This window comes from Telmatospirillum sp. J64-1, from assembly GCF_006980715.1.
GTDB lineage: Bacteria > Pseudomonadota > Alphaproteobacteria > Rhodospirillales > Magnetospirillaceae > Oleiliquidispirillum > Oleiliquidispirillum nitrogeniifigens.
In genome coordinates this window covers 23971-45695 of the sequence record NZ_SBHN01000021.1, presented here as the reverse complement: position 1 = coordinate 45695, position 21725 = coordinate 23971, and the positions used below count along the sequence as shown (strand labels likewise).

At 65.2% G+C, this 21725-nt stretch carries 20 protein-coding genes; 9 read left to right on the top strand and 11 right to left on the bottom strand.

Going from position 1 to position 21725, the window contains the following annotated elements:
• Positions 1 to 40: 40 nt before the first annotated feature.
• From EPD66_RS18145 to EPD66_RS18115, 7 genes are all read right to left on the bottom strand, one after another.
• Positions 41 to 685, bottom strand: a complete 645-nt coding sequence (locus tag EPD66_RS18145; RefSeq protein ID WP_142849985.1) for a nicotinate-nucleotide adenylyltransferase — start codon at positions 683 to 685, stop codon at positions 41 to 43.
• Positions 686 to 833: 148 nt separating this feature from the next.
• A complete protein-coding gene (locus EPD66_RS18140; RefSeq protein ID WP_142849931.1) occupies positions 834 to 2108 on the bottom strand; it encodes a glutamate-5-semialdehyde dehydrogenase in 1275 nt (424 codons plus the stop codon).
• A gap of 125 nt (positions 2109 to 2233) precedes the next feature.
• Complete coding sequence (locus EPD66_RS18135; RefSeq protein WP_185961492.1) at positions 2234 to 2806, bottom strand: isoprenylcysteine carboxylmethyltransferase family protein; 573 nt, start codon at positions 2804 to 2806, stop codon at positions 2234 to 2236.
• 267 nt (positions 2807 to 3073) lie between these two features.
• A complete protein-coding gene (locus tag EPD66_RS18130; RefSeq protein ID WP_142849929.1) occupies positions 3074 to 3928 on the bottom strand; it encodes a universal stress protein in 855 nt (284 codons plus the stop codon).
• 13 nt (positions 3929 to 3941) lie between these two features.
• The gene (locus tag EPD66_RS18125; protein WP_142849928.1) at positions 3942 to 5426 is read right to left on the bottom strand and encodes a SulP family inorganic anion transporter; all 1485 of its coding nucleotides are present in this window, start codon (positions 5424 to 5426) and stop codon (positions 3942 to 3944) included.
• A 502-nt stretch (positions 5427 to 5928) separates the two neighbouring features.
• Positions 5929 to 6564 carry a response regulator transcription factor gene (locus tag EPD66_RS18120; RefSeq protein WP_142849927.1) on the bottom strand — a complete coding sequence of 212 codons (636 nt, stop codon included), beginning with the start codon at positions 6562 to 6564 and terminating at the stop codon, positions 5929 to 5931.
• The gene (locus tag EPD66_RS18115; RefSeq protein ID WP_142849926.1) at positions 6555 to 8804 is read right to left on the bottom strand and encodes an ATP-binding protein; all 2250 of its coding nucleotides are present in this window, start codon (positions 8802 to 8804) and stop codon (positions 6555 to 6557) included. The genes EPD66_RS18120 and EPD66_RS18115 overlap by 10 nt, the downstream gene beginning before the upstream one ends.
• A 474-nt stretch (positions 8805 to 9278) precedes the next feature.
• Between EPD66_RS18115 and EPD66_RS18110 the strand changes: the two genes are divergently transcribed.
• The 9 genes from EPD66_RS18110 to EPD66_RS18070 are packed head-to-tail and all read left to right on the top strand — an operon-like array spanning position 9279 to position 18370.
• Positions 9279 to 9581: an STAS domain-containing protein gene (locus EPD66_RS18110; RefSeq protein ID WP_185961491.1), complete on the top strand. Its 303-nt coding sequence runs from the start codon at positions 9279 to 9281 to the stop codon at positions 9579 to 9581.
• Positions 9574 to 9939, top strand: coding sequence for a response regulator (locus EPD66_RS18105; protein ID WP_142849924.1), 366 nt, complete (start codon positions 9574 to 9576; stop codon positions 9937 to 9939). The genes EPD66_RS18110 and EPD66_RS18105 overlap by 8 nt, the downstream gene beginning before the upstream one ends.
• Before the next feature lie 10 nt (positions 9940 to 9949).
• The gene (locus tag EPD66_RS18100) at positions 9950 to 11941 is read left to right on the top strand and encodes a chemotaxis protein CheA (RefSeq protein WP_142849923.1); all 1992 of its coding nucleotides are present in this window, start codon (positions 9950 to 9952) and stop codon (positions 11939 to 11941) included.
• A gap of 35 nt (positions 11942 to 11976) precedes the next feature.
• Entirely contained in the window at positions 11977 to 13728 is a 1752-nt protein-coding gene (locus EPD66_RS18095) for a methyl-accepting chemotaxis protein (protein WP_142849922.1), read from the top strand.
• A complete protein-coding gene (locus EPD66_RS18090) occupies positions 13706 to 14209 on the top strand; it encodes a chemotaxis protein CheW (protein ID WP_255448563.1) in 504 nt (167 codons plus the stop codon). Before EPD66_RS18095 ends, EPD66_RS18090 begins: the two co-directional genes overlap by 23 nt.
• On the top strand, positions 14206 to 14673 hold the full coding sequence (locus EPD66_RS18085; protein WP_142849920.1) for a chemotaxis protein CheW: 468 nt from the start codon (positions 14206 to 14208) through the stop codon (positions 14671 to 14673). The genes EPD66_RS18090 and EPD66_RS18085 overlap by 4 nt, the downstream gene beginning before the upstream one ends.
• Positions 14674 to 14675: 2 nt before the next feature.
• A complete protein-coding gene (locus tag EPD66_RS18080) occupies positions 14676 to 15548 on the top strand; it encodes a protein-glutamate O-methyltransferase CheR (protein ID WP_142849919.1) in 873 nt (290 codons plus the stop codon).
• 10 nt (positions 15549 to 15558) lie between these two features.
• Positions 15559 to 16653 carry a chemotaxis response regulator protein-glutamate methylesterase gene (locus EPD66_RS18075; protein ID WP_142849918.1) on the top strand — a complete coding sequence of 365 codons (1095 nt, stop codon included), beginning with the start codon at positions 15559 to 15561 and terminating at the stop codon, positions 16651 to 16653.
• Position 16654: 1 nt separating this feature from the next.
• Entirely contained in the window at positions 16655 to 18370 is a 1716-nt protein-coding gene (locus EPD66_RS18070; RefSeq protein ID WP_142849917.1) for a hypothetical protein, read from the top strand.
• A gap of 4 nt (positions 18371 to 18374) precedes the next feature.
• Here the strand turns inward: EPD66_RS18070 and EPD66_RS18065 are convergent, their stop codons facing one another.
• The 4 genes from EPD66_RS18065 to EPD66_RS18050 all read right to left on the bottom strand — a co-directional run bounded on the left by EPD66_RS18065 (position 18375) and on the right by EPD66_RS18050 (position 21706).
• Complete coding sequence (locus EPD66_RS18065) at positions 18375 to 19076, bottom strand: GntR family transcriptional regulator (protein WP_142849916.1); 702 nt, start codon at positions 19074 to 19076, stop codon at positions 18375 to 18377.
• 137 nt (positions 19077 to 19213) lie between these two features.
• On the bottom strand, positions 19214 to 19960 hold the full coding sequence (locus EPD66_RS18060; protein WP_142849915.1) for a TetR/AcrR family transcriptional regulator: 747 nt from the start codon (positions 19958 to 19960) through the stop codon (positions 19214 to 19216).
• Positions 19961 to 20024: 64 nt separating this feature from the next.
• Positions 20025 to 20645, bottom strand: a complete 621-nt coding sequence (locus tag EPD66_RS18055; protein ID WP_142849914.1) for an isochorismatase family protein — start codon at positions 20643 to 20645, stop codon at positions 20025 to 20027.
• Positions 20642 to 21706, bottom strand: coding sequence for a 2,5-dihydroxypyridine 5,6-dioxygenase (locus EPD66_RS18050; protein ID WP_142849913.1), 1065 nt, complete (start codon positions 21704 to 21706; stop codon positions 20642 to 20644). The genes EPD66_RS18055 and EPD66_RS18050 overlap by 4 nt, the downstream gene beginning before the upstream one ends.
• Between the last annotated feature and the right edge of the window lie 19 nt (positions 21707 to 21725).

Here is a 21725-nt window from a genome sequence, read left to right as displayed (position 1 = left end):
TTCTCCGGATCGTGCGGAGTTCTACTCAGAGGTTCTATGGTTATGGCTCCTTGAATTGCCGGACGGACCAATCCCGACCGGGCAGGCCTGCGCGAATCTGCGTCGCCGAGGCCGGATGGCGGCGGATCGGCAGATAGACCCAGACCGGCGGCGGTTTCACCGCCACGGCCGGGGCCCGCGCCGCTTCGATACGCGCCCTAGCGTATCTCTTCGCCGCCTTGCCGGCCAATACACTAAAAGAATATTGTCCGCGGGCAAAAACCGCAATCCCGACGCCGCTAAAGATATCGTGCCAGTTTTTCCAGCGGGGGAATTGCGCCAGATTGTCGTCGCCGATCAGCCAAACGAATCGCACGAAAGGGAAGCGCTGGCGCAGTTTTGCCAGGGTGTCTGCGGTATAGCGCGTGCCCAGGGCCTTTTCCATGCCGCTAATCCGAATTCGCGGATGCGCCGCGACCCGGCGGGCCTGGTCCAGCCGCGTTTCCAGCGACGCCATGCCGGTGCGGGCCTTCAGCGGGTTCTGGGGCGAGACCAGCCACCATATCTCGTCCAGCCCCAGACGTTTCAGCGCCATCTCCGAGATGTAGCGATGGCCGTCATGGGCGGGATTGAACGACCCGCCCAGAAGCCCCACCCGCAGCCGTCTGCTGTCGCCCCAGGGGGAGGGGGGAAGGGCGGGTTTCATGGACACGCTTGCTGCTCCGTCACCCCCGCCAAAGCGGGGGTCCATGTTTCAGGCAGGAAGATTGCAGCCGGCCAGGGAGAAAGCCCGCCTCCCCATGGATTCCCGCTTTCGCGGGAATGACGGCGAAGGGGCATTCTCCCCTCCCGCATCATTTCGGCCGGGTCTGGCCCGAGCCGCGCACCACGTATTTGAAGCTGGTCAGCTGCTCCACGCCGACCGGCCCGCGCGCATGCATCTTGCCGGTCGAGATGCCGATCTCGGCGCCCATGCCGAATTCGCCGCCATCGGCGAATTGCGTCGAGGCGTTGTGCATGACGATGGCGCTGTCCACGTTGTTGAGGAACATCTCCGCCGCCTTCGGATCGGAGGTGATGATCGAATCGGTATGCGAGGACGAATGCCGGGCGATATGCTCGATCGCCGCCTCGACTCCGTCGACCACCTTCACCGAGATGATGGCGTCCAGATATTCCGTGTTCCAATCCTCCTCGCTGGCGGGCAGCACGCGGGGATCGACCTTCTGGACCATCTCGTCGCCGCGCACCTCGCAGCCCGCTTCCAGCAGGTCCTGGACCAGGACCGGCAGATGGGTTCCGGCGACGCGGCGGTCCACCAGCAGGGTTTCGGTGGAGCCGCAGACGCCGGTGCGGCGCATCTTGGCATTCATCACCACCGCGCGGGCCATCTCCAGGTCGGCGGCACCGTCCACATAGGTGTGGCAGAGGCCTTCCAGATGCTGGAACAGCGGGATGCGGCTTTCGTTGATGACGCGCTCGATCAGCGACTTGCCGCCGCGCGGCACGATCACGTCGATATATTTGTTCATCCGCAGCATCTCGCCCACGGCGGCGCGGTCGCGGGTGGGGACCATCTGCACCGAGGTCTCGGGCAGGCCGGCGCGGCGCAGGCCTTCCTGCAGGCAGGCGAGGATGGCCTGCGAGGAATGGAAGCTTTCCGAGCCGCCGCGCAGGATGGCCGCGTTGCCCGATTTCAGGCACAGCGCCCCGGCATCGGCGGTGACGTTGGGACGGCTCTCATAGATGATGCCGATCACGCCCAGCGGCACGCGCACCCGCTCGATATGCAGGCCGTTGGGGCGGTCCCAGGCGGCGATGACCTGGCCCAGCGGATCGGGCAGGGCGGCGATCTCGTCCAGTCCCTTGGCCATGGCCTCGATGCGGCCGGGAGTCAGCTCCAGGCGGTCGAGCAGGGCACCGCTCAATCCCTTGGCGCGCCCGGCCTCCATGTCCTTGGCATTCTCGGCGCCGATCTCGGCGGCACGCTCGCGCAGAGCGGCGGCGGATTCGGTCAGGGCGGTGTTGCGCTGCGCCGTTGGCGACTGGGCCAGCACGCGCCCGGCGGCGCGGGCCTTCTCGCCCAAATCGATCATGACGGCAGAGACGTCGGCAACGACGGCATCCATGGCGCAACCCTTTCGAGGTTCTGATTATTAAAGGGCAAGAAGTGTAGCGAAGAATTCATGCCGCCGCAAACGCCACTATCCACCGACACCAGCCTCAGATAATCCCCGTCGCTGACGGATGCGCTTTACGGCAGATAAAGGAGAACAGGCATGAAGCCGTGCTGCTGTAGCTCGCCCACAAGCTCATAAATAGGCCAGGGAATGAAGAAGGCTAAGCCGTCAAAGGCGGTCTTGAGGACCAGGGGCGGTGTCGTGACGATTTTATCGGCATCACGCCAGTTGCCGAGTTGAGGAACCCAACGCGGCGTCGAGCTGATATAGGATCTGTATTCGGTATCAAACTCTTCTGTCAGATATCTCTCTTCCTGCCGAATTACCCAATCAAAAAGAAGGAAGGTGGCAAGGCCGAAAATCAATCCGACAGCAATGCTGGACGAAAGAAGGCCAATCCCTACGGCCCCAACCACAGAAAATACGTAGAGCGGGTTTCGAGAGAGACTGTATGGCCCAAACGTCACCAGGTCCTGTTTCTTTCTTCCTCCGATATACATCGTTGACCAGCACCTGCCGGCAATGCAGAGCATGATCAGAATGACGCCAAATACCTTTATGTATATATAGGCTGGGTGGTCATTGGTCCATATGGGCTGAACAAAAAGAGAAAGAACAAGAAGCAAGGCTATCATTGCTGCTGCCATCTTCTTCCTTCTGTGCTGTATCACTGATAATTTTCCCGGAGAGGGCATTTTGGTTTCCTGATATTTTTTTGCGTTTCTAAGGTTATCTCTTGTCGGCGGCGCCACTGAAAAAGACGCAGGAATTGCGCCTCACCAGGGAAGCCAGCTTCTTACATGCAGCAGTCTGAGCCGGGGACAGCACAAACCGGCTTCCTGTTACGAATGTTAGTCCTTCCCCCTGCGAATGGTGGTCTTCATCAGGAGGAAGGACGGCCTGTTAAAATTTTCTTACCGAAACATCAGAATCGGCACATGGCAGGTGCGGATCATGACCGTGGTCGTGCTGCCGACGATCAGGTGGCGGATGCGTGAATGGCCATAGGCGCCGATGACCAGCAGGTTGATCTGCTTGTCCTCGACATATTTGGCGATCACCTCTTCCGGCTCGCCGGGCAGGATGGCGGATTGGACGGTCAGTCCGCCGCTAACCAACTGGTCGCGGGCCTGGTTCAGGCGTTCTTCCGCCTCGCCGCCCGGCTGGCCGACGGTCAGAAGATGGCAGTCCAGACCCCGCAAGAGCGGTTGCCGGGCGGCATAGTCCACCGCCTTGCGGGTACTGGCGCTGCCGTCGAAGGCGATCAGCAGGCGCTCGACGGGCTTGAAGGCGCGCGAGGCGACCAGGACCGGGCGGCGGCTGGCACGCACCACCCGTTCCAGATTGGCCCCCAGATGAAGGCGGTCGAAATCGGCCGCTTCGCCGCGCTTGCCGATCACCACCAGATCGGCCCGTTCCTCGAATTCCTCCAGCGTTTCGACCAGCGAACCGTGGCGGCGGGTCAGGGTGACGTCGGTGATGCCGTCTTCCAGCAGGCGCTTTCCGGCATCCTGCAGGATCAGCTTGGCCTTCTGCTGGGCCAGCTTGCCCTTGGCCTCGTCCAGTTCGGCCAGTTGAGCCAGCAATTCGTCGCGGGCATCGACGCCGATATTGCCGGTGAAATCGGCGGTGGCGGCTTGTTCGCGGTGATGGTCCAGCACATGCAGCACCTCGACGCCCGCAGACATGCGCTTGGCAGCCCAGGCGGCATGGTCATAGACGCTGGACGCATAGACGGAGCCATCGGAGCAGGCAAGAATTCTCGTCATGGCGGTTTCCTCCTCAATGGCCCATCAGGCGTTCCATGGCGCCGGGCTTGTCGTGGACGGCCAGTTTGTCGACGATGGTCGCGCTGGCTTCGTTCAGGCCGACGACCTCGACCTCGGTGCCTTCGCGGCGGAATTTCAGCACCACCTTGTCCAGGGCGGAAACGGCGGACAGGTCCCAGAAATGGGCACGGGAGACGTCGATGCGCACTTTTTCAATGGCTTCCTTGAAGTCGAAGGCATTCAGGAAGCTCTCGGCCGAGGCGAAGAAGACCTGCCCCTGCACGGTATAGACACGCAGGCTGCCGCCTTCCTGGGCCGAGGTCACGCGCAGGATCTGCGAGACCTTGCGGGCGAAGAACAGGGCACTCAGCAGCACGCCGACCAGTACGCCCTGGGCCAGGTTGTGCGTTATCACGGTCACGGCCACGGTCGTCAGCATGACGATGCTCGAACTTTTGGGATGGGTGCGCAGATTCTTGACCGAGGCCCAGCTGAAGGTGCCGATGGAGACCATGATCATCACGGCGACCAAAGCAGCCATGGGAATCTGGCGCACCAAGTCGCCCAGGACCAGGATCAGGAACAGCAGGAAGCTGCCCGCGAAGAAGGTGGACAGGCGGCCGCGACCGCCGGATTTCACGTTGATCACAGACTGGCCGATCATGGCGCAGCCCGCCATGCCGCCGAAGAAACCGGCAACGATATTGGCCGTGCCCTGGCCGACGCATTCGCGGTTCTTGTCGCTGCCGGTATCGGTCAGTTCGTCCACGATCTGCGCCGTCATCAGCGATTCCAGCAGCCCCACCACGGTCAGGGTCAGCGAATAGGGCAGGATGATCCACAGCGTTTCCAGGGTCAGCGGCACGTCGGGCAGCAGGAACACGGGCAGGGTGTCGGGGAAGTCGCCCATGTCGCCCACCGTGCGCAGGTCCAGCCCCAAGGTCACGGCGACGATGCTCAGCACCACGATGGCCACCAGCGGCGAGGGTACGGCCTTGGTCACATAGGGGAAGAGGTAGATGATGCCCAGCCCGGCGGCGACCATGGCATACATCTGCCAGCCCGCGCCGACGAATTCCGGCAATTGCGCCATGAAGATCAGGATCGCCAGGGCGTTGACGAAGCCGGTCATGACCGAGCGTGAGACGAATTTCATGTACTGGCCGAGCTTCAGCACCCCGGCGATGATCTGCAACACGCCGGTCAGCAGGGTCGCGGCCAGCAGATATTCCAGGCCGTGATCCCTGACCAGCGTCACCATGACCAGTGCCATGGCGCCGGTAGCCGCCGAGATCATGCCCGGCCGTCCGCCGACGAAAGCGATGACCACGGCGATGCAGAAAGAAGCGTAAAGCCCGACCTTGGGATCGACGCCCGCGATAATGGAAAAAGCGATGGCCTCAGGAATCAGGGCAAGCGCCACCACCATGCCGGCCAGCAGATCGCCCCGGACGTTCGAGAACCATTCGGTCCTCAGCCGGGAAAGGCGATATGTCATCAACAGAAGTCCTTTTCTTCCCGCCAGGGCCGCGTTTTCAGCCCAGGCAGCACATTTGCGTCACGAACGTCCCAGGAGGCCTTCCGGCGGAAGAAGCCCAAGACAAAGCTTTCGGGCCGCCTGATCAAGGATCAGCCGGTCCGTTGCCAAGCACCGTTCCTGTTTCGGAAGGGTGCCCGGCGAACGCTGCAGGCATCCAAGCCTGTCGCGTTTTCGGTCACCCTCCGCCAGGAACTTGCGTTCATGTGCGGGAAGTGAAAGCAGCATATTCCGCTGCTGAAGATGCCGGGGCTTTTATAGACGTTCCGGCGGCGGTGCAATGGAAAAGAACGGGGGAAGACCAGAGAGGCGGTCTTCCCCCGCTTTTGGATTGTCTTGCCGCTCTAATAGGTTGCGGAAAAGCTCCTGTTTCCATCGTCACTCCCGCGAAAGCGGGAAATCATGCTGCCGCAGCATCGGTCTTGAGCGGTCCGCATCTCCACAAGCCCCCATCCGCAGCCTGCTAATGTTCGAAACAGGCGCTGAAATAGCGGCGCACCGCCTGGCTGCGGTTCTGCACGCCGAGCTTGCGGAAGATGCTGATCACATGGGTCTTCACCGTGACCTCGGCGACGCCCATGCGGGCGGCGATCAGCTTGTTGGGCAGGCCGTCGCGCAGCATGCGGGCGACTTCGCGCTCGCGGGGGGTCAGGAGCCCGGCCGGCGGGAAGGAGGAATCCGTCCGCGTCTGCTGCTGATCGGGCGTCTCGAAGACCAGCGAAGGAATGAAACGCTCGCCGGTGAGCACCAGTTGCAGGGCGACCTTCATCTGCGCAGTGCTGAGATGCTTCGGCACGTAGCCGGCCACGCCCAGTTCGAGAATCTCGTTGACCTGGTCCCGGTCGACAACCGCCGACAGCACCACGATGCGCAGGTCGGGGAAGCGCTGGCGCAGATGTTCCAGGCCGGTCAGGCCGTTCATTCCGGGCATCCTGAGATCCAGCAGGGCGAGGTCGTATCGCGGATCGGCTTCCAGCAGGCGGCAGACCTCATGGCCGCTTCCCGCCTCCACGATCTCGACATCCTCGGCGATGGCTTGGACGAAGGGGCGCAGGCTTTCCCGGATCATCGCATGATCGTCGGCAAATATTACACGCATAGCTCTTGCCTCCGTTTTTCGTCGTCTTCTTTTGCGGCAAAATCCGGATCGCCATGATCCGGCAGCGGGCGCAGGGCTGGCAGCCAGATGGTCACCAGGGCGCCCGGATCGGTGTTCTCGATGTCGATGCCTCCTCCCATTTCGGCGACGATGCCCAGGCAGATGGACAGGCCGAGGCCGGTGCCCTTGCCCGGCGGCTTGGAAGTGGTGAAGGGCTGGAACAGGGTATCGAGCATCCGGGGATTGAAACCCGGCCCGTTGTCGCCGACCCGGATCACCACTTCGCCCGCCTGTTCGTGGCAGGTGATGGTCACCATGGGGTGCCAGTCCTGATCGAGGGCATGGATCATCTGCGCGGCGCAGACGGCATCGCAGGCATTGGTCAGCAGGTTGATGAGCACTTGTTCGAGCCGGACGGAATGGCCCAGTACGGGTGCGCATTCCACCGGCGGATGCCATGACAGCTGGATGCCGTCCTGGCGCATCCGCTTGATGACCAGTTTCAGGGCCGCCCTTACCGCCGCCACCGGGTCGATGGGGCTAGGCGGGGCAAGGTCGGGGCGGGCGAAGCGCAGGACATGCTTGATGGTCTCGTCCAGGCGCTGCGTCTGGTCGAGGACCATTTCGAGATTGCGCCGGTGGCGGGCGGCGGGAAGGTTGCCGTCGCGCAGGCCGTCCAGGCAGGTTTCGGCGGCGGAGCGGATGACCATCAGGGGCTGGCCGAAATCATGGGCCAGCGAGGCGGCGAGCTCTCCCAGCGTGGCCAGCCGCGCGGAATGGGCGAGGCGGGTTTCTATGTTACGGCGGGTGGTCACGTCCTTGGCGAAGACGAGGGTGATGTTCGATCCTGCCTCGCCGCGCTGCAGGCGGATCCAGCATTCTTCCCCGTCGGGCCGTTCCAGCCGCAGGTCCAGCCCGTTCCAGTCGCTGTTCGGATCGAAGCCGGGGCCCAGCAGGGCCGGAAGCTCCTGCCCGGTCAAGGGCTGGTCGCTGCCGCTCACCAGCTTGCGGAAGCTGGGATTGGCTTCCAGCACGATCCAGGTTTCCGGATCGACCAGGGCGATTCCCACCGTGCCGTGGTTGAAGACGGCCTGGAAATAGCTTTGCGCCCGCTGGGTCTCGCTGACATCCATGAACAGGCCGGTCAGCTGCCCGTTTTCCTTGCCGATGGACGGCAGGATCCAGCCCTCGAACACGTTCTGGCCGAGCAGGGCCTGGAACATGGTCTCCTCGCCCGCCGCCGCCCGCCGCAAGGCGTGGCGCAGTCGGGGATCGCCGCCGAACAGGCCGAGCAGGTTGCGTTTCGCCGCGTCCCGCCAGGGCGGCTGGGTGGCGAGGCGACCGGTGGCGGCCAGGATGGTGCCCTGGGGCGAGAGATGGAGCAGCAGGATCGGAAGATGTTCGAGCGCCACGTTGAAGATGCAGAAGCGTGGCGCGCCGGGCGGGCAATGGGCCGGGGGAGAGGGGCGGGGCGGCGGGGCCTCGGCCATGGGCGCGGGCAGGGGCCTGTGGCGCCGGAGGAACAGCAGCAGCAGGGAAAGCGAGGTCGCGCCGCCGATCAGCCAGGGCGTCGCCAGCGTCGTCAGGGGATGGGGCGTCTGCGGGAAATGCAGCAGCCAAAGCTTGCGCGGGCCCAGCGAAAGCGGCTGCCGCTTGGCAGGGGTGAGGTCGGCAATGACTTCGGCCATCCCAGGTGGCACCGCCGCCGCCAGGATCATGTGGCTGTAGTCGTCGAGGATCGCCACCGCTTCCTTGCGCAGGGATTGCCCGCCCAGGATGTCGCGCAGCACCGGCTGGAGGTCCAACAGCGCGACCAGGGACTGGGGTGCCGGGCCGTGGATGGGATAGGCGAGATGCAGCGCGGCGGTGTCCCCGCCGGGAATCTCGAAGGTCTTCGAGCCGGTCTGCGCAGCCGTGGCGGGCCGGGAGGTGAAGGCGATCGATTCCGGGATCGGCAGGAGCAGGGCGGAGTCTTCGGGGCGGCGGATTTCCAGCCGCTTGACCGAGAGGAAGCGCTGCCTATGCGCGGCCACGAAGGCGGCTTTCTCCTCGTCGGGCAGGAAGCGCAGGATGTCCAGGTCGGTATGCAGGCGATCCAGATGGTCCTGCAGCAGCAGGGCGACCTGGTGCCGCCGATCGTCCAGGTGGCCCTGGGCGAAATCGTCATACAGGGCGACCGCGCATCCCGCCGTGCAGCCCACGGCCAGCAGGAAGGCGGACAAGAGGATCGGCGGGAGCAATCTCTGGCTCTTCTTTGAGAGAAATGGCCTCACCTGCGCCTCTCCGCTCGTCCTGTCGAGAGATGCGTGAACCAGCCGGCCCGTGGACCGCTTCTTCTGGCCCCGGTCGGAGGCGGTGATCCTTCGGGTTTCCGGCGGAAGGGCCGCCTGACGATTATCCCTACATTCTCTCGCCCTATTATCGTAACGCAGGCGCAATATTCCCGCACAGCGATATCTTGTATGCCGTTGGTCCGATAAATTCCCGTACTCTTGTCCAAAAGACAAGACCTTGGCGAGGTAAGAGACAGACTTCACTCATATCCCGCAAGCAACAGGATATGCCTCGACAATGTCAACTCCACCAAAAGGTGGAGAAGCCTCCGCAGTTTTAATGAGCCGTCTCTACCTTGGCAGGATGCTTCACCTTGTTGTCTGATCTGAACGCTATGTCGAATGTCGGCGGCGATTGAGGGCAATCAGGGGAGGGTGGATATGCAATCGATCGAACTGTCGGGTCGGCGCACCATCGATGAAGCCGACCGGACCCGGGCCGAGCTGTTGGAGGCCCTTTCCCTGGCCGAGGAAGAGCTGGTGGTCGATTGTTCCGGGCTGACGGAAGCGGATCTGAGCCTGGTGCAGGTGCTTATGGCCGCCTGCCGGACGGCTGCCGCCTCCGGGCGGCGGATCATTATTCCTCCGCCCGCTGCCGACAGCCCGCTCGAGGCGGTGTTCGCCGCCGCTGCGGTCGCTCCCCTCTGGGCTCCACGTCGGGAAGGAGATGGCGGCGATGCCTAAGACGATCATGAGCGTCGACGATTCCGCCAGCGTGCGCCAACTGGTCGCCATGACGCTGCGGAATGCCGGCTACGAGGTGATGACCGCTATCGACGGGCTGGATGCCCTGATCCAGTTGAAGGCGCGGCCCGTCGACATGGTGGTGGCGGATCTCAACATGCCCAACATGGACGGCATCACCCTGGTAAGGGAATTGCGCGCCCAGCCGGCCTTTCGCTTCGTGCCCATCGTCTTGCTCACCACTGAGTCCCAGGCGGAGAAGAAAACCGAAGGCAAGGCCGCCGGGGCCACGGGCTGGATCGTCAAGCCGTTCCAGCAGGAGCAATTGCTGGCGGTGGTCCGCAAGGTATTGGGCTGAGGAGGCGGCCATGACCGTCACCACGGCCGACCCCGCGGCGACCTATCGCCAGGAAGCGGCGGAATTGCTGGCCCAGCTCGAGGAGACCCTGCTCGACCTGGAATCCAGCCCCGACGACCAGGAGCTGATCGGCAAGGCCTTCCGCGCCCTGCATACCATCAAGGGGTCGGGGTCGATGTTCGGCTTCGAGGCTGTGGCCGCCTTCACCCATCACGTGGAGACGGCCTTCGAATCCGTCCGCAGCGGCCGTTTCGGCGTCACGCCCGCCCTGATCAGCCTGACCTTATCGTCCCTCGACCATATCCGGGGACTGATCGATGCGCCCGAGGATGCGGCACGCCCCGAAATCGAGGAACGCGGCGCCGCCCTGCTGGCCGCGCTCGCCGATATCGTGGGCGGCGCGGCTTCGGGCGCGGGCTCCGCTCCACCGGCTCTTATCCCCTCTCCGCCGGGGGAGCGGAAGACCTGGACGGTGACCTTCCGCTTGGCCGAGAACGCCATGTATTGCGGCACCAATCCGCTGCTGCTGCTCGAGGAATTACGGGCGCTGGGGGAATGCGCCGTCACCGCGCTGGACGACCGCCTGCCCGGCCTGGACGAGATGGACCCCGCCGGCTGCTATCTGGGTTGGAAGGTGGTGCTGACCACCGATCAGCCGCGCACCGCCATCGACGACGTCTTCATCTTCGTGGCCGATGACGCGCAGATCGCGGTGGAGGAGGCCGTGCCCCTCGCCGTGGCGGCAGGGAAGGAGACTCCGTCCGCGGCCCCCGCTTCCCCGCCGGTTCCATCCGCCCCTCCGGCGCGCGGGGAGTCCCGTCCCAGTGTGCGCGTGCAGGCCGAACGCCTGGACAGCTTGATGGATCAGGTGGGGGAATTGGTCATCGCCCAGGCCCGCCTGACGCAGATCGCGGCAGCCAGCGACGACCTTGCCCTGCGCTCCATCGCCGAGGATGTGGAACGGCTGGCCGCCGATCTGCGCGATACCACCATGGGCATCCGCATGCTGCAGATCGGCACCCTGTTCGGGCGCTTCCGCCGGGTGGTGCGCGACCTGTCCCAGGCCCTGGACAAATCCGTCGCGTTGATCACGACGGGCGAGGAGACGGAACTGGACAAGACCGTCATTGAAAGCCTGAACGATCCTTTGGTGCATCTCATCCGCAATGCCGTGGACCATGGCATCGAATCGCCGGAAGAGCGTCTGGCCGCCGGCAAACCGGCCGAGGGAAGGATCGTCCTGTCGGCGGAACATGCTGGGGCCCAGGTGCTGATCACCGTTTCCGACGACGGCAAGGGCATGGACCGCGCCGCCATCCGCCGCAAGGCCGAGGAACGCGGCCTGATCCGCCCGGGGGCCGATCTCTCCGATTCGGAGTTGTTCTCCTTCATCTTCCATCCCGGCTTCTCGACCGCCGGTCAGGTCAGCAACGTCTCGGGCCGGGGCGTGGGCATGGATGTGGTACGTCAGGCCATCAATTCCCTGCGCGGTTCCATCGAGGTTGCCAGCGAGGCCGGTGCCGGTTCGCGGATCACGCTCAAGCTGCCCCTGACCCTGGCGATCATCGACGGGCTGCTGGTGAGGGTGGGTGCGGGGCGTTACGTCCTGCCCCTGTCGGCGGTCGAGGAATGCGTCGATCTTTCCCCCGAGGACGATGCCCAGGGCGTCACCGACGAGACGGGGGGACGCAGCTTCCTCAATCTGCGCGGCGCGTTGGTGCCCTTCGTGCGCCTGCGCGGCATCTTCGACGTTCCCGGCCGCGCCGAGGGCTACCAGAAGGTCGTCATCGTGACCTCCGGCGGTCTGCGGGTCGGGCTGGTGGTCGATCATGTGATCGGCCAGTACCAGACGGTCATCAAGTCGCTGAACTGGTTGCTCGACGATGTCGAGCATTTTTCCGGTGCCACCATCCTGGGCGACGGTTCCGTCTCTCTCATCCTCGACATTCCGCATCTGCTGAAAAAGGCGCAGGCGGGACATGTCGTGACCCAGGCGTCGTGACCCTGCGCGGTGCGCCTCAGCAACAGGGGGAAAAGATGCGTTTCACGATCAAGGCTAAGCTGGCCGTCGGATTCGGTCTCGTGGTGGTGCTGGCGGTCGGCGCCGCCGCAATCGGGCTGCGCTCGCTGTCGCAGTCCAACGACATGATCCGCGACATGGTGGAAAATGACATGGTCAAGGTCCAGACGGTGGGGCAGGCCGATGCGGCCTCGGAAGCCGCGGGACGGCACCTCCTCAACCTGATCCTGGCGACGGACAGCACGGAACGGAACGGCTATTGGGCGGCGGTCGAGGAACAGATGGGCATCCTGTCGGCCAGCCTGACCAAGCTGCGCGGCAATGCCACGGCCCAGGAGCAAGCCCTGATCGAGGGGATCGAGCGCAACTTGGCCGAATATGCACGCGGGGCCGAAAAGGCCCGGCAGGCGGCGCAGCGCGATGCCGAGGCGCGGGCCTTCGCCATGACCCAGCAGAACGGCGCCAACCGCGCCTTCCAGATCATCGTCGACGAGGTCCGGCCGGTGCGGACGGCGCTGAACGAGCAATTGCGCCAATTGATCGCGCTGGAGGAAGCCAATCTCGCAGCCAAGGTGGCGGCCAATGACCGCGCCTTGTCGACGGCCTGGTCGGTGATGCTGGCCTTCATGGCGGCTACCGCCCTGATCGGGCTTGCGGTCGCCCTGTGGGTGTCGCTGGGCATCGCGCGCGGCCTGAACCAGGCGGCGGGATTGGCGCAGCGTGTCGCGGAAGGGGATCTGACGGCGCGGGCGGAGTACCGCAATGCCGACGAAATCGGCGAGCTGATGGGGCATCTCAACACCATGGTCCTGCGGCTGCGCGACGTGGTGGGCGAGGTGCTGTCGGCCTCGAGCAATGTGGCGGCGGGCAGCCAGCAGCTCAGCGCCAGCGCCCAGCAGCTTTCCAACGGCGCCACCGAACAGGCCTCCGCCGCCGAGGAGGCATCCTCGTCGATGGAGGAAATGTCGGCCAATATCCGCCAGAGCGCCGAGAATGCCGCCGAGACCGAGAAGATCGCTGCCCGGTCGGCGGACGACGCGGAACAAAGCGGCAAGGCCGTGACCGAGGCGGTCAACGCCATGAAGAGCATCGCCGACAAGATCACCATCGTGCAGGAGATCGCCCGCCAGACCGACCTGCTGGCGTTGAACGCCGCCATCGAGGCGGCGCGGGCGGGCGAACACGGCAAGGGCTTCGCGGTCGTCGCCTCCGAGGTGCGCAAGCTGGCCGAGCGCAGCCAGGCCGCCGCCGCCGAGATCATCACCCTGACCGGCGACAGCGTCACCGTTTCGGAACAGGCAGGCCAGATGCTGAGCAAGCTGGTGCCGGACATCCGCCGCACCGCGCAGCTTGTCGAAGAGATCAGCGCGGCCTCGCGGGAACAGACGATCGGGGCCGAGCAGATCAACACCGCCATCCAGCAACTGGACCAGGTGACCCAGCAGAACGCCTCGGCGGGCGAGCAGATGTCGGCGACCTCCGAGGAACTGGCGGCCCAGGCTGAGCAATTGCAGGCTGCCATCGCCTTCTTCCGCACCGAAGAAGACAAGGCCTGGTCCGCCCCGGCCCTTCCCCGAGGCGAGCCGCAGGCAAGGCCGGTTGCCTCGTCGCGCCCCGGCCGCGCTGCGCGGCCGTCCAAGGGGGTGAAATCCCTGGAACCGGCCTTCCTGGGGATTCCGCCTGCCCGCAAGAACGGCTCTGCCCAAGGCTTCGCCCTGGTGATGGAGGATGGCAGGGATGACGAAGATGCCCGATTCGAACGTTACTGACGGCCGGACGGACGGGTGCGCCCTTCAGGTGCTGACGCTGGGCCTGGGTGGCGAGATCTTCGCCCTGGAAAGCGCGCAGGTGCGCGAGGTGCTGGACATGGTCGAGCTGACGGAAGTGCCCGGTGCCCGTTCCTTCGTCAAGGGGCTGGTCAATGTGCGGGGCAAGGTCGTGCCGGTGGTCGACCTCAAGACCAAATTCGACATGCCCGCCCTTCCCCCGACCGAGGACTCGCGGATCGTCGTCATCGAGGTCAGCCGGAACGGCGAGGACAGCATGGTCGGCGTGCTGACCGACCGGGTGCTGGAAGTCACCGAATTGCCCCAGGCGACGCTGGAGGACGTGCCGCGTGTGGGCATGACTTGGCAGCCCGATTTCATCCGCGCCATCGGCAAGCGCGACGGCGATTTCGTCATCGTCATGGACATTGCCGCCATCTTCTCCTCCGAAGGTCCCGGCGGCCGCAGGAAGACGCAGCCATGAACAGCGACAGCCACTATGTCACCCTGGGCGTCGGCGACGAGATCTTCGCCGCGCCGGTGGAGAATGTGCGGGAGGTGCTGGACCTTTGCCCCATTACCCGCATTCCCAATATGCCGCCCTTCATGTGCGGCGTCATCGAGGTGCGGGGCGTGGGCATTCCGGTGGTCGATCTGCGGCTCAAGCTCGGCCTGCCGGCGGGCGCGCAGACCGCTCATAGCCGCATCGTGGTGCTGGAGGTGGAGACGGCGGGACGGCGGATCGTGCTCGGTGCGCTGGCCGACCGGGTCTACGAGGTGGCCGCGCTGGACGAGCACGACGTGGAGCCGCCGCCCGAGATCGGCATTCCCTGGGACTCCGGCTTCATCCGCGGCATGGCGCGCCGCAAGGGGGCCTTCGTCGTGATCCTGGATCTCGCGGCGGTCTTCGCTGCCGACGGCGTCCTGGCGCTGGAAGAAGCGGTGTAGCCATGGCGGCTGACCGTCATGCCGTGCCGAGAGATCACCTGGACAAGAGCGATCACCTGCGCAAGGCGGATTTCGACCGTCTGGCGGTCTTGATCGAGGAGAGGACGGGTATCCGCTTGCCGCCGGCCAAGGCGCTGATGCTGGAAGGGCGGCTGCGCAAGCGAGTCGCCCTGCTGGGCCTTCCCGGCCTCGAACATTATTGCCGCTTCCTGTTCGAGCAGGGCGGGTTGGCCGAGGAACTGCCCCATCTCATCGATGCGGTCACCACCAACAAGACCGATTTCTACCGCGAGCCCGCGCATTTCGCCTTCCTGGCCGACCGCGCCGTTCCCGAAATGCTGGCGGGCGGCTTGGCCGGGCGGCCGCTCCAGGTCTGGAGCGCGGCGAGTTCCAGCGGCCCGGAACCCTATACCCTGGCCTTCGTGCTGAGCGACCTGGCGCGCATCCGGACGGAGCTGGATTTCGTCGTCCACGGTACGGATATCTCGGTCGAGATCCTGCGCGAGGCGGAACGGGCCATCTATGGCAGGGACATGATCGAGCCGATCCCGCTGGAGGTGCGCAAGCGCTACCTGCTGCGCTCGCGCGAGCGCCCGGACGGGGAATTCCGCATCGCCCCGGAAATCCGCCGCCATGTGCGCTTCGCCCGCCTCAATCTGCTGGATGCCCGCTATCCCTGGGACCGGCCCATGGACATGATCTTCTGCCGCAACGTGCTGATCTATTTCTCCCGCCAGACGCAATTGGCGGTGCTGCAGAAGCTGTGCGCCTGCCTGCGCCGGGGCGGCTTCCTCTTCCTCGGGCATTCCGAGACCTTGGCGGGCATGCCCCTGCCGGTGGCCAATGTGGCGCCTGCGGTCTATCAACGTCTGTGACGGGGGCATCATGACCGTTCCCGCCCGCAAGATCCGTGTCCTGATCGTCGATGATTCCGCTTCCGTCCGCGAGACGATGAAGGAAATCCTGGGCAGCGATCCGGATATCGAGGTCATCGGCGCTGTCTCTGACCCCTTCGTGGCGGCGGCCCATATCCGCCAGCAGGTGCCCGACGTCCTGACGCTGGATGTCGAGATGCCGCGCATGGACGGCATCAGCTTCCTGCGCCGCATCATGGCGCAGCGTCCGATCCCGGCGGTGATCTGTTCGTCGCTGACCGAAGCGGGCTCGGATACCCTGTTCCAGGCGCTGGAGGCCGGGGCGGTCGAGGTGATCACCAAGCCGAGCCTGGGCACGCGGCAATTCCTGCTGGAATCGCGCATCCGCATCATCGACGCGGTCAAGGCGGCGGCACAGGCCAATCTGCGTCCCCGACCGCCTGCCCGGCCTCCGGAAGGGAAACTGAGCGCCGATGCAGTCCTGGCGCCGCCCGCATCCGGCGAGGCGATCGGCAGGACCACCGACAAGATCGTCTGCATCGGCGCCTCCACCGGCGGGACGGACGCGCTGCTGACCGTCCTGCGTGCTTTGCCGGCCGATTGCCCGCCCATCGCCGTGGTCCAGCACATGCCGGAACATTTCACGGCGGCCTTCGCCCGGCGCCTGGACGGGCTATGCACCATCCGTGTCAAGGAGGCGGCGAACGGCGAAGCGCTGCTGCGCGGCCATGCCCTGATCGCGCCGGGCAACCGGCATATGCTGATCAAGCGCAACGGTGCCCGTTATCAGGTCGAGCTGCGCGAAGGTCCCCTGGTCAGCCGCCACCGCCCCTCGGTGGATGTGCTGTTCCGCTCCGCCGCCCGCCATGCTGGGGCCAATGCGATGGGGGTGATCATGACCGGCATGGGTGACGACGGGGCCCACGGCCTGCTGGAGATGCGCCAGGCGGGAGCCCTGACCCTCGCCCAGGACGAGGAAAGCTGCATCGTCTTCGGGATGCCGCGCGAAGCCATCCGCATCGGTGCCGCGCAGCGCGTCGCGGCGCTGGAGCACCTGGCATCGGAAATCCTGAAAGGCTACGCCGTGCTGCAAAGGAGCCGATGAGATGCCCTTCGACCAGTCCAGCCCCGCCGCTTCCTGGCTTGCCGAAGCCCGTGCCGTCGCCGGACAGGTCGGGGCCGTTCATGCGCCTGCCGAAGAGGTGATCCTGCTGATCGGCGAAAGCCTCGCCCAGGCCCATTCCTCGGCCCGTCACATGGCCGCCCTGGCCGCCGGGCTCGCGGCCCGGCTGGAAGAGCCGGAATTCCGCGAGACCCTGGACGGGCTCAGCCATTCGCTGGATATCGTCGACCACCTGCAGACGCATCTCCAGTCCCAGGAGGCCCCGCTGGTCAGGCTGGGTCAGGATGCGCGGGGCGTGCGGCGCGCACTGGCGGGACTGGCGAAGATCATGGCCCATATCCTGGTGCTCGGCGTCAATGCCCGCATCGAGGCGGCGCGCATGGCCGAGAAGGGCGAGGATTTCACCGTCTTCACCCATTCCGTCTGCGACCTCGCCTTGCGCGGGCGGAATGCCGTGCAGCAGGCCCTGGCCGATCTCCAGCGCCTGGAACAGACGGTGATGGTGGCCTCTGCCGTGCGGCAGGATTTCACGCGGGAATACGAGTCCCGGCTGACCATGGTCAGCTCCCGGCTTGCCTCCTCCATTTCCGCCCTGCATGGGCGGGCGCGCAAGGCGACGGCGGAGATCGAACACCTGCCCCGGGATATCGAGCAGGTACATCACCGCATCGGATTGCTGGTGGCCGATCTGCAGATCGGCGACATCACCCGCCAGCGCCTGGAGCATGTGCAGGAGGCCCTGTCGGACCTGGTCCGGGCGGCGGAACGGGAAGAACTGGATCAGGACCGGCGGGCCCTGCTGGTCAATGCCGTCTGCGATCTCCAGGCGCGCCAGCTGGTGGCGGTCGAGGCGGAATTCAGCGGCAGGACCGCCGCCATCGCCGGTAATCTCGCCAGCCTTTCCTCCGTGCTGGCGGCCATCGGCAAGCGTGCCGAGGCGATCCATTCCGGCAATGGCAGCGAGACCTTTCTGCTGGAAGTGGACGCTGATATCGAATTGGTGGCGCGGATCGTGGACGGCTATGCCGAAGCCGGGCGCAGCGTGAAGGAATTGCTGCAAACGGCGGCGGAGGCCGCCCAGTCCATGTCGGGCGCCATCGCGGCCATCGCCGATGTCGATGCCGACCTGAACATCCTGGGGCTCAATGCCTCGATCAAATGCGGGCGGCTGCGCAGCGGCGGCCAGGCCCTCGACGTGGTGGCGCAGGAATTGCGCGTCTGTGCCGGGGAAACCCGCAATCTGGCGGCAAGCGTGACCCGCCTGCTGTCCGATGCGGAAGCGGCGGCGGCCAAGCTCTCGGCCCATAACGACCTCAGCGAACTGGCCGAATTGCGGGATTCGCTGCACCATTCGGTGGCCCATCTGCGCCAGTTGGGCGGCGAGACGGCCTGGGTCTTCCAGGACTTGCAGCGGCGCGGCGTCACCATCTGCGCCGCCTTGGAAGAGGCCGCCCAGCGTCTCGACATCCGCCACGCCCATGCCACCGCCGTCCGTCAGGCGGCAGGCGCCCTGGAGCGCTTGGCAGGCGCCACCGATCCCCGCCTGCCGCCCTCGGACCTCCAGGCGGCGCGGCAGGAGGTCTTCGCCCTCCTGGAAGGGCGCTATACCATGGAAAGCGAGCGCCATGTCCATCATGGGCGCGGCCCGGAAGATGCCGCCGCCGGGCAGGAGGTCGATATCGACGACCTGCTGTTCTGAGGGGTCACAGCGCCGGGATGTCCTGCGCGGCGGCCCGGATTTTCGACATGACGGCATGCATGACGTCTTCCACATGCTCGCGCATCGCCGCGCCGGCCGCTTCGGCATCACCCTCCAGGATGGAGGTGATGATCGCCGAGTGATGCTGCGCCGCACCCTTGGTCAAGGGCTCGTATTCATTGACGCAATGGCGGGCCCGGTAGACATGCCACATCATCGTTTCGTGGATATGGGCCAGGGTGGTGTTGTTGGCCCCCAGAACAATGGCGCGGTGGAAGTCGTCGTTCAGCCGGTAATATTCCTTCACCTGATTGGCCGCGGCCGCAGCGGCCATGGCGACGTTCAGGGTCTCGATCTGCCGCAGGACCGAGGAGGTGCGGGTGCGCGCCACCTTCATGGCGGCAAGCTGTTCCAGGCCGACCAGCACCTCGAATTTTTCCACCAAATCGGGCGGGTCCAGTTCGGTGACCACGGCGCCCACATGGGGCACCAGCCGCACCAGCCCTTCCATTTCCAGGATCTTGAGGACGTCGCGCAAGGGCGTGCGCGAGACGCCGAATTCCTGGCACAGATGGGGTTCGGGCAGGCGGTCGCCGGGCTTCCATCGGTTCAGCACGATATCCTGCCGGATATGGGGCAGGATCTGCTCGTGGATGGGCTCCTTGTGAACCATGGCCGAGCGATTCTTGGAGGGCATGGATTGCATGAAAATGTCTTGCAGCTTCGCCAAAGGCGGGTTTCAGCGACAGAAGAGGGAAGGAATGCTAACGCAAAACCCATGGAATGAATACGATATACGCGATTCTTCTGCCGGAAAAGGGGCGTCGCTCCCCTTCTGCCGGCTCAGGCTTTGGTTTTTTTCCGTGCGGGGCGCTTCGGCGGGGCGCCGACCGGGCGGGTGGGGGCGGTCAGGCCGCCGACGACGAAATTGGTGATCTGTTCGAGAATTTCGTTGGTATCGGTGGGGTCGCAGATGCCTTCCGCCAGTTCCTCCAGGCGGTGGGTGTCGGAAAAGGCATACATATAGGCGCCGATCATCAGGGTCAGGCGCCAATAGGCGTCCTTCTCGCCCAGATGCGGCAGGGCTTCGCGGATGGCCTCGACATAGGCGCGGGTCGAGACGTCATAGGCCTCGTTGCGCAGCTTGTAGGAAATTTCCGGCGGCTCGGTATGCAGGCGGGCCTGTAGGCGCATGAAGGCGCGGCCTTCCGGCGTGGCGCGCAGGGCCAGGGTCGGCTTCAGGAAGCCGAGGACGACATCCTCAATCCGCAAGGGGGCGCCGCTTTTCCTGAGATTCTCCAGCCGTTCCAGCCTTTCGTCGGAAATCTTGCGTCCCCGGCGTAGAAAGACTTCCTCGAACAGGCCATGCTTCGAGCCGAAATAGTAATTGATCAGGGCTTGGGTGACCTTGGCCCGGTCGGCCACGCCGCGTAAGGTGGTGCCGGCATAGCCCAGATCGGCGAATTCCACTTCCGCCGCATCGAGGATTTCCTCGCGCACATTGTTCAGCCCTTCCGGCCGCCCCGGGCCGATGCGGCGGGGGCGGGCGGGGCGTCCGGTACGGTTCGTCGCGGCGTTTGCTTCTTTCATTCCACCCAGGTTTCCGGCATGTCCGTCTTTGCCTCCTTATATAGAGAATCGGCAGAGGGGGAAATCATGCGGCAAAGGCGGCCATGACCTCGGAGGAGGGAATGACGTCGCCATATTTCTGCTCGATGTCGAACAGGCTGGCCTCGTGCGGCGCCAGGGCGCGGTCGCCGACGCAATCGGACAGCACCACCGGGCGGAAGCCGAAGGACATGGCATCGACCACGCTGGCCCGCACGCAGCCGCTGGTGGTGCAGCCGGCGACGAGCAGGGTTTCCACCCCGCGCTGGGTCAGCCAGGGCGCCAGCCCGGTGCCGAAAAAGGCCGAGGGCACGTTCTTCCGCACCACCAGTTCACCGGGCGCCGGTGTCAGGTCGGGCACGATGGCGCTGATGGCGGCATCTTCCTTTAGCGTCAGCATTCCCGGCACTTTCAGTGAAAAGACGGTGGCGTCGGCATCGTCGTCCGCATAGACGATGCGGCTATGGGCCACCGGCCAGCCCTGCCGCCGGGCATGGTCCAGCAGATCCTTGGTCGCCGCGATGGCTTCGGGGATATTGCCGCCGCCGAAGACCTCGGGATCGGCGAAGCCGTTGACGAAATCGACGATCAGCAGGCCGATGCGTCCCTTCAATCCCAGGCGCCGGCCGAAACCCTGGCGCTGATAGACATCCTGATCCTGGTTCATTCTGCGGGCTCCTGCTGAAGCATGGGAAGAGTGTCGAGAACCACCCCATCGCGCACCACGTCGGCGCCGTCGAGGCGGATCGTGCAATGGCGCATGGGGATGTCGATATGGCAGGCGGTGACGCGGTCGCCGCCGACTTCGTTATTGGGGCCGAGGGACCACAGGAAATTACCCTCGAAGGCGCGGGCATCCATGCCGATGGTGGCTTCGCGGTCGTAAAGGCCCAAAGTGGACCAGCGGGCGCGCTTTTGCAGCCCCCAGCCGATATGGGACAGGGCATAGGCTTCCGGATCGTCGAAGGCGGCCATGTAATCCTTCAGCAGGTCGGCATCCAGCCTGCCCTCGATGGCGGTGACATAGCCGTTCTCGACGGTCATCTCGACGGGGGCGGCGAGATAGCTTTTCATCGGCAGCAGGATGTCGCCCCGGTCGAGGACGATGCGGCCCTGGGCTTGGCCCTCGTTGGGCCAAGTCAGGATGAAGCCGCTGGGCCAGTGGTCCCACCGTCCCGGCTCGTCCACGAAGCCATATTCCTGCACGGCGGGATATTGCCCCAGCGGGCAGCGCAGATCGGTGCCGGCGGGCGAGGTGACATGCATCTCGCGGGCCTGTTCCAGCAGGGCGGCGGCCCGCGCGACACGCGCCTTGTCTTCAGGCGTGGGGACCATGCGGGCCAGCACTTCGGGCGGCTCGACCGCCAGCAGGATCTTTGTGCCGGTCTTCAGGATCTCGTGCTGTTCGGGCGAGAACAGCAGGGTCATCAGATCGAGGACCAGATCGCTTTCCTTCAGGGCGGCGATGGCGGCGCGATTGCCGGTCAGCGGCGTGATGCCCAGATAGGCGAGGCTGTCGCGGCTATGGGCCTTTTCGCCATTGACCGGCGGCAGGTCCAGGCGGTTGACCCGCGCGCCCAGGCTGCTGGCGGCGATCAGGGCGGTGGACAGGGTCTGGGGATGGGTGTTCTGGCTGGTCAGGATGGTCACCACGTCATCCCGCTTCAGGCGGGAAAGCGTCAGGACCTCGGTCCAGGCCTGGATCATCTCGGCATCACTGACGGGCATCGGAGCCTCCAGTCGATAT

Coding starts and splice junctions, on each gene's coding strand:
- EPD66_RS18145 (WP_142849985.1), bottom strand. CDS start 685: ATGAAACCCGCCCTTCCCCCCTCCCCCTGGGGCGACAGCAGACGGCTG.
- EPD66_RS18140 (WP_142849931.1), bottom strand. CDS start 2,108: ATGGATGCCGTCGTTGCCGACGTCTCTGCCGTCATGATCGATTTGGGC.
- EPD66_RS18135 (WP_185961492.1), bottom strand. CDS start 2,806: ATGGCAGCAGCAATGATAGCCTTGCTTCTTGTTCTTTCTCTTTTTGTT.
- EPD66_RS18130 (WP_142849929.1), bottom strand. CDS start 3,928: ATGACGAGAATTCTTGCCTGCTCCGATGGCTCCGTCTATGCGTCCAGC.
- EPD66_RS18125 (WP_142849928.1), bottom strand. CDS start 5,426: ATGACATATCGCCTTTCCCGGCTGAGGACCGAATGGTTCTCGAACGTC.
- EPD66_RS18120 (WP_142849927.1), bottom strand. CDS start 6,564: ATGCGTGTAATATTTGCCGACGATCATGCGATGATCCGGGAAAGCCTG.
- EPD66_RS18110 (WP_185961491.1), top strand. CDS start 9,279: ATGCAATCGATCGAACTGTCGGGTCGGCGCACCATCGATGAAGCCGAC.
- EPD66_RS18105 (WP_142849924.1), top strand. CDS start 9,574: ATGCCTAAGACGATCATGAGCGTCGACGATTCCGCCAGCGTGCGCCAA.
- EPD66_RS18100 (WP_142849923.1), top strand. CDS start 9,950: ATGACCGTCACCACGGCCGACCCCGCGGCGACCTATCGCCAGGAAGCG.
- EPD66_RS18095 (WP_142849922.1), top strand. CDS start 11,977: ATGCGTTTCACGATCAAGGCTAAGCTGGCCGTCGGATTCGGTCTCGTG.
- EPD66_RS18090 (WP_255448563.1), top strand. CDS start 13,706: ATGCCCGATTCGAACGTTACTGACGGCCGGACGGACGGGTGCGCCCTT.
- EPD66_RS18085 (WP_142849920.1), top strand. CDS start 14,206: ATGAACAGCGACAGCCACTATGTCACCCTGGGCGTCGGCGACGAGATC.
- EPD66_RS18080 (WP_142849919.1), top strand. CDS start 14,676: ATGGCGGCTGACCGTCATGCCGTGCCGAGAGATCACCTGGACAAGAGC.
- EPD66_RS18075 (WP_142849918.1), top strand. CDS start 15,559: ATGACCGTTCCCGCCCGCAAGATCCGTGTCCTGATCGTCGATGATTCC.
- EPD66_RS18070 (WP_142849917.1), top strand. CDS start 16,655: ATGCCCTTCGACCAGTCCAGCCCCGCCGCTTCCTGGCTTGCCGAAGCC.
- EPD66_RS18065 (WP_142849916.1), bottom strand. CDS start 19,076: ATGCAATCCATGCCCTCCAAGAATCGCTCGGCCATGGTTCACAAGGAG.
- EPD66_RS18060 (WP_142849915.1), bottom strand. CDS start 19,960: ATGAAAGAAGCAAACGCCGCGACGAACCGTACCGGACGCCCCGCCCGC.
- EPD66_RS18055 (WP_142849914.1), bottom strand. CDS start 20,645: ATGAACCAGGATCAGGATGTCTATCAGCGCCAGGGTTTCGGCCGGCGC.
- EPD66_RS18050 (WP_142849913.1), bottom strand. CDS start 21,706: ATGCCCGTCAGTGATGCCGAGATGATCCAGGCCTGGACCGAGGTCCTG.